Raw genomic sequence first — 15,344 nt, 5'->3', positions numbered from 1 at the left:
ACGTTCAAACAGCCACATTCTTTTCGACTCACTATCAATCTAAACTTAGATTTGCATAGCGCTAAATTTCAGTTAAATTAATGTAATATAATCAAGTTTTGCGACTCTATGCGTTTGATTTTAATTATTGTTGTCATCGTTTTGAGTACTTGGTGGATCTATCAAACCAAGCAGCATCCTCAACTGAAATTTAATTCAATTTCAGATCGACTTTTACACCCTCTCGATACCCGACTGCGTTATCGGGTTGCTGATGTCGATCCGCGTTTTGGATTAAGCCAGCAACAAGTCATTCAACTTAGCCAAGAAGCCGCAGAGATATGGCATAAAGGGACACTCAAACCGTTATTTATCTATGACCCAAATGCACAACTGGCGATCCATCTAATTTATGATGATCGCCAAGAACAATACAATGCCTATAAGCAAGTCCAAAAGACCTTAGCCGCAGATAAAGCCCGTAATGATTTATATGCCGAGAACTTAGCAAATTCGAGAAAAGGTCTGGAGATGAATGAGCAACAGCTCCGATCAAAACAAGCCATGATTCGTGCGGAAATCGCACAGCTGTCACAAGAACGTATGAATTGGAGCCGAATAGAGCATGCACAAGGCCCCAATATGCAACGCGTTGAAAGAGAACTTGAGCAAGTTAAAGCACAAGCGATGCAATTAGACCAAGAAATAGATCGATTTAATCAGCAATATGATCAATTTAACCAACAAGTCTTAAGCTATAACCAGCAAATCGATCAATATAATGCAGGCGTGATACAAGCCAGTCAGCGCTTTCCTGCTCGAGAGTTTCATAAAGGTGTCTTTATGGGCGATCAGATTCAGATTTATCAATTTGATGCCGAAGATGATTTACGCCTTACCCTTGCCCACGAACTCGGACATGCTCTCGGCTTATCTCACCATAATGACCCTGCTGCATTAATGTACCCAATCTTAGGCGCGCAACAATTAGAAAACTTTAAACTGATGCCAGCAGACCAAAGCTTACTGTATTATCGCTAGTGTGCCCTGATCATAAAAAACCATACAATTTATAAGGATATTATAGGATTCACCAACAATAATTAGCATTTCATGTTATTGTTGATTTGCAATAATTCCCTTATATCAATGACATCTTACGTGGAGAGCAATGTGAGTTACTACCATATCTTAATTGAAGTGAATGACCACATCAGCACGATTGAACAAACCCGTGATATTGAGATTTTTGATATTACAGACATTCAACCTTATCTCCATGCGGTACTTTTACCCTTTTTTAATGAGCAATTAATTGAGCTCGAAGACGAAAATCTTGAGTTTAAAGATGTCTTGCATTTACAAGTTAAACAAACCCTATTGCCGATCCGTGACCTCATCGAAGAAGAACAACGCCTGCTTCCGAGTGATACCGATGTCACCATTACGGCATATGAAATTTTTAATAATTATCAATTGACTCAAGACGTGACTACCGTAATTTTAGATCTATTAGAAGCACTAAAATTTGAAGCCTAATATCGATTTTAAACATTAAAAAAGCCCTCTAAATGAGGGCTTTTTTATGGCTCAATTCATCATCGCGATTAGATCGAGAATGAAGATCCACATCCACACGTGGTTGTCGCATTCGGGTTTTGAACCACAAATCGAGAACCTTCAAGACCTTCAATATAGTCGACTGTTGAACCAACTAAATATTGATAGCTCAGTGAATCAACCAACATCTTCACATCACCATTGATAAATTCAGCATCATCTTCGTTTTGGCTTTCAGCAAAATTAAACCCATATGAGAAACCTGAACAACCACCACCAGTCACATATACACGTAACATAAGGTCTTGATTACCTTCACTCTCACGCAATTGGCGTACTTTATTGGCAGCATTGTCAGTCAGCACAAGTGCTTGAGCATTCATGATGGATTCCTCTGAGTCATTGGGGTGTCTTTAAAAAGAAAAGACCATATTTCAAGTATAACATACTCAATATATGGTCAGTCTTCACAGTTTAAAGTTAAATCAGAGTATTTTTCTCAAGATTCATTTAAAACTTATTTATAGTTTTCTTCCTGTAATGCGCATTCGAAGTTTTTCGGATCTTGTTTACAGCGGAATTGCCATAATAGTTTCATCATTCGCTTGTCGTAGATACCACGTTTAGTCAAATCAATACGCGCTTCACGCATCATTTTTTGATAACCAGCTTTGTCTGCAGTTGGAACATCCATCCAATATTTGGCTGGAATTTCCGATTTCATTTTTCCTAAAATGGTGAATGCGCGAGGTAATTGTGTTTTGACCCAATCACGTGATTTTTGTCCATAACCTGCAGGGAATTTATCTGGGCGAATAATGATATTTCCCGTCACTTGTAAAATTGGATAATTGACGATTGCGCCTTTGCTGCCTAAACCTTTATGTAATTCCAATGGTTTGAACACCGCAGCAGGTGCCCCAATTATATCTACCTGACCATTGTTAAATTTGGCGCCAAAATTGGTTACATCAGCACTGACTGCTTGAGCTCCGACCTGCTGCACCATAATTTTCTGTGCTTCATCATAGTCAAGCACCGCAATTTTTTTACCTGCTGCTTTAGCGACAGTATTAATACTTCGGTCATTCACTAACAGATAGGCATCACCAACAGGTATCACACCTGCCACTTCATATTTACTATTAACCATGCTCTTCGCAAATGTTGGACTTGCAAGACCTTGCATAACTTTTACGGCCAATTTCAAATCTGGAATCGCACCAATGGCATCTAAAGAACCAGTAAAATTATTGAATTGGCGACCACGCATACCAGTAACACTGATCCCATCACATTTACCGGCTTTAAAATCTTCTGCAATCACTGCTTCATTTTGACCGACGCGGAGCTCAATGTCTGCGCCCCAGTTTTTTGCCGCCAATTGATAATCTTTCATCAGGGTAAAAACATCACCATTTTTACCGACCAAATCAAATACGCATACCACTTGCTTCGCTTGAGCTACGCCATTTACCGCTATTAATGCAGCAGCAACGCCCAATGCCTTTGTCCATTGTTTCATACTGACTTTCCTTGTTTTTTACTGTTTTTGTTTTTTAACCATTTTTTGAATTTTGGGTCATGCTGAGTTCGATTCAATTGACTCACAGCCCTCGATTTGAATTTAGATTACCTGAATATTTTGCTCACTCAATGGCGAGAATGACCTGTAAATTTGCAAAAAAAAGCCTGGATAAATCCAGACTTTTTTCTTTAAATATCAGCTTATTCGCCGCCCAGTGAACATTCAAAATTGGCTTTATCGACAGAACAACGTGCCTTTTTCAAAACAGACATCATGCCTGCATCGTAAATGCCACGCTTCGTCATATCCATACGACCTTCACGCAGTAATTTTTGATATTTGGTTTTATCTTCTGCACTTAGGTTAAGTTTATATTTCGCAGGAATACCCGCTTCTAGACGGTTAATCATCGCGATACTCTTCGGTAAGTGTTTCACAAACCAATCACGTGATTTTTGACCAAAGCCTGCAGGGAACTGATCAGGACGAATAATAAAGTCCGCAGTCACTTGTAGAACTGGGAAGTTAAACATCGCACCATTGGTACCTAAACCTTTATAGATCTCTAATGGTTTGTAGGCATATGCAGGCGCACCCACCATATCCACCTGACCATTATTAAACTTCGCCACAAAGTTAGATACATCTGAAATCACAGCTTGAGCGCCGACACGTTGCACCATGATTTTTTGTGCTTCGTCATAGCCTAAAACTGCAAACTTTTTACCTGCTGCTTTTTCAATTGAGTCAATTTTTTTGTCTTTGACAAAGATGAACGCTGAACCTAGTGGGGCAATACCCGCCACTTCATATTTCTTACCACCTAGATTGCTGACCATTTTTGCAGCATTACGTTGGTCTAATGCAAAGGTAATCGCACGTTGTGCAATCGCATTACTCGGTGCGCCACCCAGCGCATCAATAGAGCCTGCAAATTTGTTGTATTGACGCGCACGCATTGCGGTCATAAATACACCGTCACATTTACCCGCTTTAAAGTCATTGTCAGCTACTGCTTCGTCTTGACGCGGAATTAAGTTAATTTCAGCACCCCAGCCTTTTGCTGCAAGCGCCCATTCCTGAGCCATTTGATATGACTCGCCTGACTTACCTAGTAAGTCAAATACACAGATATCTACTTTTGCTGCCTGAGCTGAACCAGCAAAGCCAATTGCAGCAAATGTAGCCAATGATAGGAGCGTTTTTTTCATTCTATTTTCCTTTCAAATCTTTTTATGGTTCAGAGGTGTCCTTACACAAGCCCGATATTAAGCAAGTTAAATTAAAAAAAATAGAGCATTTACTCCATTTATTTATGTCATTTTGGCATATTCTGTTTTTCTGTGATGCATATCACATTTTATTTAAAGTTAAATTATAAATATAATCATCATCTTATCTTTCCAAAAATGGCTTTTTACATTTACAGCGATTGCATCAAAATTTACAAAGAAATACAGAAAAAAGCTTATTCACCCGCCACTGAACACTCAAAATTGGTTCGCTCAATCGTACAGCGGGCTTTTTTTAGTACCGTCATCATGGTGGAGTCATAGATCCCTTGTTTGGTTAAATCCATCCGTCCTTCACGCAATATTTTCTGATACTTCAACTGATCATCTTTGCTGAGATTCATCTTATATTTGGCAGGAATTTCAGCTTCCATACGTTTCACCATGGCAAAACTTTTTGGTAATTGTTTAACGAACCATAGCCGAGAAGGTTCAGCAAAACCTTCTGGGAATTTATTATTACGAATAATCAGGTCTGCCGTGACATTCACCACAGGAAAATTCACCATCGCCCCGGTAGTGCCTAAGCCTTTTGAAATTTCGAGTGGCTTAAAGGCATAAGCTGGCGCAGCCACAATTTCAACTTCGGCCTGATTAAACTTGCGAATAAAATTAGAAATTTCTGACATCACTGGCACAGCGCCAACACGGTCTACCATCACTTTTTGCGCATAATCATAATGCAAAATGGCAAATTTTTTACCTTCAGCTTTTTCTAAATTATTGATATTGCGATCACGGACAAAAATGTAGGCTGAACCAATTTGCCCGATCCCTGCCACTTCATAACTATCTTTGCCTAGATTGCTAATCAGTCGTTTACTGTTCCGTTTATCTAAGACATAGGTAATGGCTTTTTGTGCGATAGTATTATTCGGTACACCGCCAATGGCATCAATCGAACCGGCAAATTTGTTATACGCACGTGCCCGCATCGAGGTCATATAAAATGCGTCACATTTCCCTTCTTTAAAATCTTTATCGACTTTGGATTCATCTTGATATGAAATCAGTTGAACTTGTGCTCCCCATGCCTTACTGGCCAGAGACCACTCTTCCATCAGCTTATAAGATTCCCCCGCTTTTCCAAGTAAATCGAACACACAAACCTTCTGATTGGCATAGCTTTGTGCAGACATCACACCTGAAAGAAGCGATAAAATTAAAATTCCTTTTCTCATTTCTTATATTCCCAATATGTTTTATTAATCCATTTAAAACAAAAACTTGAAATATTTTTTTAATACTAAAGCCCGTTCAATATACCTAAATACGTGGAATCTGTCACATTTTTTCAGATGGTTGCGATGCTTTGTTTTTTCTTTTGCAAAGCCATCCATTAGAATAGCCCCACATTCTTCTTGTTTAGTTAGTTCCATGATTCAGTTAGACCAACTTTCCATTCGTCGCGGTGGGCGTGTTTTATTTCAAAAAGCATCTATGCAATTGCATCCAGGCTGGAAAATCGGCTTAACCGGTGTAAATGGTGCGGGTAAATCGACTCTTTTTTCTGCGCTTTTAGGTGGAATGGAATCTGATGGCGGCTCATTGACTCGTCCTGCGGTATGGACCGTCGCGCATATGGCACAAGAAATCAAAGCACTCGATATGAAAGCGATTGATTTCGTTCTATCAGGCGATGAAGAATATTGGGAAATACAACATAAACTTGAACATCCAGAACAATTAGACAATGAAGCATTGGCACACTTATATGGCCGATTTGATGAAATCCATGGCTATACAGCACCATCTAAAGCCTCACAATTGATGGCTGGCCTGGGATTTTTTGAACATCAATCCCAGCTCAATGTTTCAAGCTTTTCAGGTGGTTGGCGTATGCGTTTAAACCTTGCGCGTACCCTGATGAGCCGCTCTGACCTTTTATTACTCGATGAACCAACCAACCACTTAGACTTAGATGCGATTTTGTGGTTAGAAGATTGGTTAAAAGCTTATGAAGGCACACTGATCTTGATTTCACATGACCGTGATTTCTTAGATGCGGTGACTGATCATATTTTACACATCGAAAATCAAGAGCTGACGCTTTACACCGGTAACTATTCAACCTTTGAACGCACCCGTTCTGAGCGCTTGGCACAACAACAACAAGCCTATGAAAAACAACTTGAAACCCGTGCACATCTCCAAAAATTTATTGACCGTTTTAAAGCCAAAGCGACTAAAGCTAAGCAGGCTCAAAGCCGTATTAAACAATTAGAACGCATGCAGGAACTTTCTGCGGCGCATGTCGATACACCATTTACCTTTAGTTTCCGTGAACCGACCAAAATGAGTTCACCATTGCTGCAAATGGAACACGCAGATATTGGCTATGGCGACAAACTGATCGTGACCAACGTAAACCTGCAAATTACCCCAACCAGCCGAATTGGTTTACTCGGGATGAATGGTGCGGGTAAATCAACCTTAATTAAATCCTTAGTTGGTGACCTTCCCTTATTACAAGGAACACGCAAAGCCTCTGAACTGTTGAATATTGGCTATTTTGCACAGCATCAAATGGATGCTCTAGATGGCAATGCCAGCCCTATGTTGCAATTATCTCGAATTGCTGACAAAAAAATCAGTGAAGCGGCATTACGTTCATTCTTAGGCAGCTTTGGTTTTAGTGGCGAACGCATGGATACGCCAAGTGAAGGCTTTTCAGGCGGTGAACGAGCACGATTAGCTTTGGCTTTGATTGTTTGGCAGCGCCCCAATGTTTTAATTCTAGATGAACCGACCAACCATTTAGACCTCGATATGCGTCATGCCCTGACTATGGCATTACAAGACTTTGAAGGCGCTGTGGTTTTGGTTTCGCATGAACGTCAATTGATTGCCAGCGTTTGTGACGAATTATTGTTGGTACATCATGGGAAATGTCGCGAATTTGATGGCGACCTCGTGGTTTATGCCGATTGGCTGCGTCAAGCACGGATTGACATGATGAAAAATAGCCAACAAGCCCCTACTCCCATCAAATCTCAAGTTGAAACTAAACAGACGATTTCTAAAGTCGATAAAGAAGCGCAACGTAAAGAAGCTGCACGTCAGCGTGAATTGACCCGCCCGATTCGTAAAAACATTGAAAAAAATGAAGCGCAAATCAGCAAAATTCAGCCACGCTTAAACGAAATCGAGGAATTATTAGCAGACAGTGCTTTATATGAAGCCAGTCGTAAAGATGACTTACTCAAACTAATGAATGAGCAAACAGAATTAAAAGCCAAACTTGAATCTGTCGAAGAGCAAATGCTTGAATTAATGATGGAATTAGAAGAAATGGAAAGTAGTTTTGAGGCTTAATTTAAAAAGCAAAATCATAGATTTGCATTATTAAGAAAACCTAACTTAAGCTCAAAAAATCAATCGCCGTGAAATTTAAATGTTCCACGGCGATTTTTTATTTATACTTCACAATAATAATCACATTATAAATCTAAAAAATATTTAAAAAATCGAATGTTCATATCCAACTGGTTATTGCATCGTTAAGGCATTTCTTTTCGTAAAGAATTTAAAAATTCAGCGATAGCTTTTACCCTAATTTTGTAAATGAATTCAAAAAATATACTTCACATCAAACTCATTGCCGCAGTTATCCACAAAAGCCATTTTTAAATTCAAATCTTAGTTTTAAATTCATTTTTATTTTTTAAATTCAAAATATCGAACCACCTTTTTGTGGATAAATATTTTTAAATAATATTATCCACAATTATAAATAACTTTGATGTTGAACACTATTAAATGTGAAAATTCACAAAACTTATCCATATTTGCAAGATGGATGCATTTTATCTCTACTGACTACATCAATTTAAACTTTTTATTGTTTAAGATAAGGCAGAAGGATGGGCTTTTTTTGCCTTTAAAAAGCGTAATTTTTGTATTTTCCAGGTCTGATCAAAATGCCAGATTTCCTGTATTTGCTGCTGTGTTTCAGCTAAACCAATTAAAATTTTGCACTCAGTTTGGTCACGATTAAACTCATATTCTTCAAATTCTACGTCTGGTTTTTGTGGTTTCCAAACCCCATTCTTCACTGCATGTGCAATACGTTCATAGCGGATATAATTACTTTCGACACGCCCATCTTGCTCATAAACCACCTTAAAGTGCTCATCTTCGTATTCGGCTAAAACAGTATAATTTCCGGTAAAAAATGCATTTACCCAGATGTCACGAATGTGTTCAAGTTGATTGTCCATCATATATAGACCTCTTATTTTTAGCTGCTAAGTTCAAATTGATTTGAGCTTAGCATCAGAATAAGTCAATTTTATAAAACACGAATTGGCGATTTAATATTCAATTTTATTTAAGATAGCATAAAAAAAAGCACTCCCAAGAGTGCTTTTTTGAATGATTCTGTAATCAGAATTTAGGCATCAATATCCGCATTTAACGCATTTTCTTCAATGAAGGCACGACGTGGTTCCACATCATCACCCATCAAGCAAGAGAACATACGATCAGCTTCAATCGCATCCTGTACCGTTACTTGCAGCATGTTACGGTTCTCAGGATCCATCGTGGTTTCCCAAAGCTGCTCAGCATTCATCTCACCCAAACCTTTATAGCGCTGAATCATCATGCCACGGCGTGAGTCTTGTAAGATGTTTTGCCAAACCTGATGGAAGCTGCTCACTGGAATTTTGCGCTCGCCTTTTTGTAGGTAAGCACCTTCTTCCAATAATGTGAACCAACTCTTCGAATTTTTGAGTAAACGCGCATATTCACCTGAACCCAATAGACCTGAATCTAACAAGTATTGGTGCGGTAAATTATGAACATAGATGGTAATACGCGGGAAATAGGTCGCTGACTTATTGCCTTCAGTATCTTCATGCTCAAACGTTTCGATGCTTAATTCAGGACGTAGGCTAGGCTGAGTTTTCTCAATATTGGCACGTAGTTGCTCACCCCAAGTCTGTACATAGTCTTGGTTATTTGCTTGATCTAACTTAAAGCCTTCTACTGCCAATAAACCATCCAACACACTTGCAGGATAACGTACAGTCAGACGATGCAAACTCTTTTGAGAGGTTTGATAATCCGCAATCACACCCGCTAAAGCCTCACCACGAATGGCTGGTGCTTCTGCACTGATGTGTAATTCAAGCTCATCAATTGCATTTGAAATCAGGTAAGTCTCAAGCGCATCATTATCTTTGATGTACTGTTCTTGCTTGCCTTTTTTCAGCTTATACAACGGTGGCTGTGCAATATAAATATAACCACGCTCCACAAGTTCTGGCATTTGACGGAAGAAGAAGGTCAACAGTAACGTACGAATGTGCGAACCATCGACGTCGGCATCGGTCATGATGATGATTTTGTGATAACGCAGTTTGTCTGGGTTATATTCCTCACGGCCAATACCACAACCTAAAGCGGTAATCAGTGTTCCCACTTCTTGAGAAGAAATCATCTTGTCAAAACGTGCACGTTCCACGTTGAGAATTTTACCTTTCAGCGGCAAAATCGCTTGCATCTTACGGTTACGGCCCTGTTTTGCAGAACCGCCCGCAGAGTCACCTTCGACTAAGTAAAGTTCAGACAAGGCAGGATCTTTTTCCTGACAATCTGCCAATTTACCGGGCAAGCCTGCAATATCAAGCGCACTCTTACGACGAGTCATTTCACGCGCTTTGCGTGCTGCATCACGCGCACGTGCTGCATCAATAATCTTACCTGCAATCGATTTAGCGGCTTGTGGGTTCTCTAAAAGATATTCAGAGAACGACTTATTCATTGCTTGCTCAACCGCAGTTTTCACTTCGCTCGACACCAATTTTTCTTTGGTTTGCGAAGAAAATTTTGGATCAGGCACTTTCACCGAAACAATCGCAGTTAAACCTTCACGCGCATCATCACCAGAAACTGCTACTTTCTCTTTTTTGAGTAAGTTTTCGCTTTCCATGTAGCTGTTTAAGCCACGGGTTAATGCAGCACGGAAACCCGCTAAATGCGTACCGCCATCTTTTTGTGGAATGTTGTTGGTAAAGCAACGAACATTTTCCTGATAAGAATCGTTCCACTGCAATGCAACTTCTACACCAATGCCATTATCCGCTTGAGTAGTAAAGTGGAAGATATCATTGAGATGGGTTTTGCCTTGGTTAATATATTTTACAAACTCAGACAAACCACCTTCATAGTCATAAACGTGTTCTAAATTGATACGTTCGTCACGTAGTACAATTCGCACACCTGCATTCAGGAAAGATAATTCACGTAAACGACGCGCCAAAATATCGACATTAAAAATCGTTTGACTGAAGGTTTCAGAACTTGGCCAAAAACGTACACGTGTACCGGTACGATCTGTCTCACCCACCACTTTTAATGGATACACAGAATCACCGTGTTTATATTCTTGCTGGTGGATTTGACCCGCACGATGAATAGTTAATTCGAGCTTGCTTGAAAGCGCATTCACCACGGATACACCTACACCGTGTAGACCGCCTGAAACTTTATAGCTATTATCGTCAAATTTACCGCCCGCATGCAGAATCGTTAAAATCACTTCTGCTGCAGAAACACCTTCTTCTGGGTGAATATCGGTAGGAATACCACGGCCGTTATCCGATACGCTCACAGATTCATCTTCATGGATGGTGACTTGAATTTCGTCACAATGACCTGCCAACGCTTCATCAATTGAGTTATCGACAACTTCAAACACCATGTGGTGTAGGCCAGTACCATCGTCAGTATCACCAATATACATGCCCGGACGCTTACGTACAGCGTCTAGACCACGTAATACTTTGATGCTAGAGGAATCATAAGCTTTTTCTATGGTTTGTTCTGTTTGAGAAGCAGCTTGATCTTCTGAACTCATGGTTTCTCCCTAGTGAAAAATAGGTCTATCCAAAGGTGGTATTTCATTGCACAACAGCCTGCACCGTACCATTTTCAACTTTGAATAATTGATAAGAAATAGATAAATCATGTAAGTGTTTTTGCACTGAATCATGGTCTAAAGTGGTAATAAAAACTTGACTACCAAGATGGCTTAAACGCTCAATTAAACGCTGTTGTGCGGTTAAATCTAATTCTGCTGTCAGATCATCTAATAATACCACAGTTTCCTTATTACAAGCATGTAGCATTGCAATCTGTGACAGTTTTAACGCCATGATCAATAACTTTTTTTGCCCACGAGAGAGCACAACATCAGCATCACCCATAGCGGTTTTTAACCTTAAATCTGCACGGTGCGGACCATACTCAGTATAGCCACGCTCGCAGTCTTTAAAATGCTGATTGGTCAGATCATTCAACAGCCCTGTTTCGGCATGAAAGCCTGCATTGTATTCCAGTGTCACTGTTAAATCAGGCAATAAGGCTTCTAGATCTTGTTGAAAATATCGAATCCACTGTTCCACCACATTACTCCGTAGACTATGCAAGATCTCACCATAGTCACTGAGCATTTTGTTCCACGGTTCTAAGTCAGACAAACTCAAATGACGTCGTGATTTCAGCAAACTATTCCGCTGTTTTAATGCCCGTGCATAATATTGCCATGTATGGTAAAACTCCGGTTCCACGTGGAACATCAACCAATCTAAAAGTTGACGTCGTGGCTTCGCACCATGATCAATAATATCTGTACTTTGTGGGTCGATGAGTTGTAGCGGTAAAATCTTAGCCAACTGTCCTTGTGTCCCCACTAGGTCTCCATTGACTTTAATCACTTGCTCGCCCGACTGCATTTTTTGCATACCAATACGGTCTGTTGCAGACTGCGCAAAGACAACAGCGTCAGGGCTATTATTTTGAATATAGTTTTTCGGAATATGGGTTCGAAAAGAACGTCCAGTTGCCAGCAAATGTACTGCTTCTAATACAGACGTTTTACCTGAACCATTTTGCCCATAAAAGACATTAAACGGCTGCAACCCAGAGAGTGCAACCGTCTTTAAATTTCGAACACGTTCTACATGTAAACGCGTGATATGCATAATAATTGAGACGTCAGTCCGAATTAAACACGCATTGGCATCACAACATAGGTTTGATCTTGTTGCTGTGGATCTTGTACCAATACAGACTGGTTGGCTTCTGTCATGGTCATTGCAACATCATCACCATCCAATACATTCAGAACTTCCAATAAGTACTGTGCATTGAATGACATTTCCATCGGTGCATCAGCATATTGAATCGCGAGATCTTCGATAGCTTCATCTTGCTCAGGGTTATTGGCACGAAGTTGTAAGGTGTCCGCATCAAACTTCAAGAAGACGCCACGCAATTTTTCATTACTTAAAATCGCTACACGTTGCAGTGATTGTTTAAATACATCATGTGCAATGCGCACGTTTTTATCGCCACCACGTGGAATCACACGACGGTAGTCTGGGAATTTACCATCAATCAATTTTGTGGTGAAACGTACGGTAATATCACCCTGCTCTTTATCACGGCTGGCAATGGTAATTGTTACATTTAATAATTCACGACCAATTAACAACGATAATTGCTCGTCTTCAACACTCAATAGACGCTGCAATTCACCTACGGCTTTACGTGGAACAATCGCTTGCATAGCTTGAGTTGCATTCGAGCTTGCTGCTGTTTCACACATCGCTAAACGGTGGCCATCGGTCGTTACTGCACGCAATTGATTTTCATCAATTTCAAGCAAAGTACCCGTCAAATAAAAACGCACATCTTGAACCGCCATAGCAAAAGACGTTTTTTCAAATAAACGCTTTAACTCACGTTGAGTCACACCGACTTGAGTGCCTTGAGTATTTTCAGTGGTTAATAATGGATAGTCTTCTGCAGGCAAAGTACCCAATACAAAACGACTGTTGCCAGATTTTAAAATACAACGTTGATCTTCAGTAATTTGCAAATCAATCAATGCCGCTGAAGGCAATGATTTACAGATATCCATCAGTTTACGCGCAGGAACTGTCGTCACCCCTGCTTGTAAACATGCGCCATCTGCCAGCGGTGTACTCGCAACCAATTCCACTTCTAGGTCAGAACCTGTAATGGTCAAAGCTTGCTCTGTTACCTGTACTTTTACATTAGATAAAATATTTAAGGTATGGCGACGCTCAACCGCTCCTACGACATGTGACAGAACATTCAGTAAGCTTTCTTTCGCGATTTTTAAACGCACAATACATTCCTCTAAAAACTGAAGACAGACAAAATAAATTAATTTTTTAGCAGTGTACTATGCGGCAGAATATACCGCATTGCAAGAACAGAATTTGAACAAAAAGACTTAACTTTGCAGCAGACGTTGCAAGTTTTTATAGTCCTCATTGAAGATTGGATCTTCTTCTCGCAGGCTTTGTACTTTTTCACACGCATGCATCACCGTACTGTGATCACGATTACCAAAAGCCATACCAATTTCAGGGAAACTATCCCCTGTCAGCTCACGTGCTAGCCCCATAGCCAACTGACGTGGACGTGCATAAATACGTGTACGTTTTGGGCCAACCAATTCTTTCAGCGGAATACGAAAATATTCACTCACCACACGCTGAATATTTTCAGTACTAATGGTACGTGCACGAATCGCCAACACATCTTTTAATGATTCACGCACCACATCAAGGTCGATAGCGGTACCTTTAAAACGAGAAATGGCTACAACTTTATTCAGCGCACCTTCAAGTTCACGAACATTGGCAACCACTTGTTGAGCAATAAACAGCGCACAATTACGTGGAAGTTCCACGCCATTGCTTTCCGCTTTTTTCAGTAAAATTTCAATACGGGTTTCAATATCTGGTGGTTCAACACCCACCGATAAGCCCCACGAAAAACGTGAAACTAAACGTGGATCTAGCTCAGTCAGTTCTTTTGGATAACGATCTGAGGTTAAAATGATTTGCTTAGATTCATCTAATAACGCGTTGAAGGTATAGAAAAACTCAACCAAGCTGGCCTCTTTACCCGCCAACAAATGAATATCATCCACCAATAACAAATCTAGCGAACGACAATTTTTCTTAAATTCTTCAACCTTACCTTGCTGTAGAGAGCTCACAAAGTCTTGTACAAAACTTTCAGCCGTCATGTACATCACACGTGCATTCGGCTTCGCTTGTAATAATGCATTACCTACAGCTTGCATCAAATGGGTTTTACCTAAACCAGTCGGTCCATACAAAAATAAGGGGTTATGCTGTGAAGCACCGGGCTGCGTCAAGACTTTACGACAGGTTTCTGCCGCCATCTGATTGGAACGGCCTTCAACAAACAAGGAAAAGGTAAATAATGGGTTAAGCTGACGCTTACGGTTATTCTTTGATGACGTCTCTTCTTTTTCTTTTTTAGGACGAGTCGGTGCCGACACTTGTGGCGTTGACTCTAATGCTGCGGTGGTTGTTGCTGGTTGCTCAGCTGCAGATAAAATTGCACCAGGCCGTGAATCAACCAAAATCTCGACTTTACGTACCCGACCTTCAGACAACTGTTCCGCTAAAATTGAAATCAGTTCTAAATGATGCTCTTGAATATAGCGTGTCCAATACGGATTCGGTGCATAGAGTTTTAGACTATCACCTGCATCTTCTGCCACTAGTGGGCGTATCCACATTGTATAGACATTTCCTGAAAGCTCTTGTCGCAAGCGAGTTAAGCAGTCTGTCCAAAGCATGTGAAACCCCTATTTCAGTCCATTGTACGTAAAAAAATAATTCAACCCCGCCTAAGCGGGCAGCCATTCTAACCATCTTATCCACATCTGTCATGAACAAATCAGTCGAAATCGATCAAAAAAACGCAAATTGAGTTTAAATTTAAATTTAAATCACGTGTGGATAAGTTTATCCGCAAGCTGTGGATAAATTGTAGCACAAAGTTATCCACAAACTATCAAAATTATAAAAACATCGTTATCCACAATGCAATTATTTGTTTTTTAAATCTAAAAATGCGTTTTCCACAGAAAATATCAACACTAATAATAATAAATTTAAATTTTAAAA

General features: G+C 40.0%; 12 protein-coding genes. 3 read left to right on the top strand and 9 right to left on the bottom strand.

Going from position 1 to position 15,344, the window contains the following annotated elements; genetic code table 11:
- The first annotated feature begins 108 nt into the window (after positions 1 to 108).
- Positions 109 to 1,020 (top strand): matrixin family metalloprotease, encoded by a 912-nt coding sequence (locus tag LXF01_RS00060; protein WP_233944760.1) that lies wholly within the window; start codon positions 109 to 111, stop codon positions 1,018 to 1,020.
- Between the two features lie 120 nt (positions 1,021 to 1,140).
- On the top strand, positions 1,141 to 1,518 hold the full coding sequence (locus LXF01_RS00055) for a hypothetical protein (RefSeq protein WP_171263823.1): 378 nt from the start codon (positions 1,141 to 1,143) through the stop codon (positions 1,516 to 1,518).
- 68 nt (positions 1,519 to 1,586) lie between these two features.
- Here the strand turns inward: LXF01_RS00055 and erpA are convergent, their stop codons facing one another.
- The 4 genes from erpA to LXF01_RS00035 form a co-directional block, all read right to left on the bottom strand.
- Complete coding sequence (gene erpA, locus LXF01_RS00050; RefSeq protein WP_078194440.1) at positions 1,587 to 1,922, bottom strand: iron-sulfur cluster insertion protein ErpA; 336 nt, start codon at positions 1,920 to 1,922, stop codon at positions 1,587 to 1,589.
- Between the two features lie 134 nt (positions 1,923 to 2,056).
- Positions 2,057 to 3,064 (bottom strand): putative solute-binding protein, encoded by a 1,008-nt coding sequence (locus LXF01_RS00045; RefSeq protein ID WP_233944758.1) that lies wholly within the window; start codon positions 3,062 to 3,064, stop codon positions 2,057 to 2,059.
- Positions 3,065 to 3,267: 203 nt separating this feature from the next.
- Positions 3,268 to 4,278 carry a putative solute-binding protein gene (locus tag LXF01_RS00040; RefSeq protein ID WP_078194442.1) on the bottom strand — a complete coding sequence of 337 codons (1,011 nt, stop codon included), beginning with the start codon at positions 4,276 to 4,278 and terminating at the stop codon, positions 3,268 to 3,270.
- A 257-nt stretch (positions 4,279 to 4,535) separates the two neighbouring features.
- On the bottom strand, positions 4,536 to 5,540 hold the full coding sequence (locus LXF01_RS00035; RefSeq protein ID WP_233944756.1) for a putative solute-binding protein: 1,005 nt from the start codon (positions 5,538 to 5,540) through the stop codon (positions 4,536 to 4,538).
- A gap of 196 nt (positions 5,541 to 5,736) precedes the next feature.
- Here LXF01_RS00035 and LXF01_RS00030 point away from each other — a divergent pair, with 196 nt between their 5' ends.
- The gene (locus LXF01_RS00030) at positions 5,737 to 7,674 is read left to right on the top strand and encodes an ATP-binding cassette domain-containing protein (protein WP_233944755.1); all 1,938 of its coding nucleotides are present in this window, start codon (positions 5,737 to 5,739) and stop codon (positions 7,672 to 7,674) included.
- Positions 7,675 to 8,204: 530 nt separating this feature from the next.
- Here LXF01_RS00030 and LXF01_RS00025 read toward each other — a convergent pair.
- The 5 genes from LXF01_RS00025 to dnaA form a co-directional block, all read right to left on the bottom strand.
- On the bottom strand, positions 8,205 to 8,582 hold the full coding sequence (locus tag LXF01_RS00025) for a hypothetical protein (RefSeq protein WP_233944754.1): 378 nt from the start codon (positions 8,580 to 8,582) through the stop codon (positions 8,205 to 8,207).
- Between the two features lie 170 nt (positions 8,583 to 8,752).
- The gene (gene gyrB / locus LXF01_RS00020; RefSeq protein ID WP_233944753.1) at positions 8,753 to 11,221 is read right to left on the bottom strand and encodes a DNA topoisomerase (ATP-hydrolyzing) subunit B; all 2,469 of its coding nucleotides are present in this window, start codon (positions 11,219 to 11,221) and stop codon (positions 8,753 to 8,755) included.
- Between the two features lie 43 nt (positions 11,222 to 11,264).
- Positions 11,265 to 12,347, bottom strand: a complete 1,083-nt coding sequence (gene recF / locus LXF01_RS00015; protein ID WP_078194447.1) for a DNA replication/repair protein RecF — start codon at positions 12,345 to 12,347, stop codon at positions 11,265 to 11,267.
- A 23-nt stretch (positions 12,348 to 12,370) separates the two neighbouring features.
- Entirely contained in the window at positions 12,371 to 13,519 is a 1,149-nt protein-coding gene (gene dnaN, locus LXF01_RS00010) for a DNA polymerase III subunit beta (RefSeq protein WP_078194448.1), read from the bottom strand.
- Positions 13,520 to 13,627: 108 nt separating this feature from the next.
- Positions 13,628 to 15,013: a chromosomal replication initiator protein DnaA gene (gene dnaA, locus LXF01_RS00005; protein WP_180066860.1), complete on the bottom strand. Its 1,386-nt coding sequence runs from the start codon at positions 15,011 to 15,013 to the stop codon at positions 13,628 to 13,630.
- Positions 15,014 to 15,344 lie beyond the last annotated feature (331 nt).

The sequence above is a fragment of the Acinetobacter sp. SH20PTE14 genome (assembly GCF_021391555.1).
Taxonomy (GTDB): domain Bacteria; phylum Pseudomonadota; class Gammaproteobacteria; order Pseudomonadales; family Moraxellaceae; genus Acinetobacter; species Acinetobacter amyesii.
This window is presented reverse-complemented; position numbering and strand designations above follow the sequence as displayed.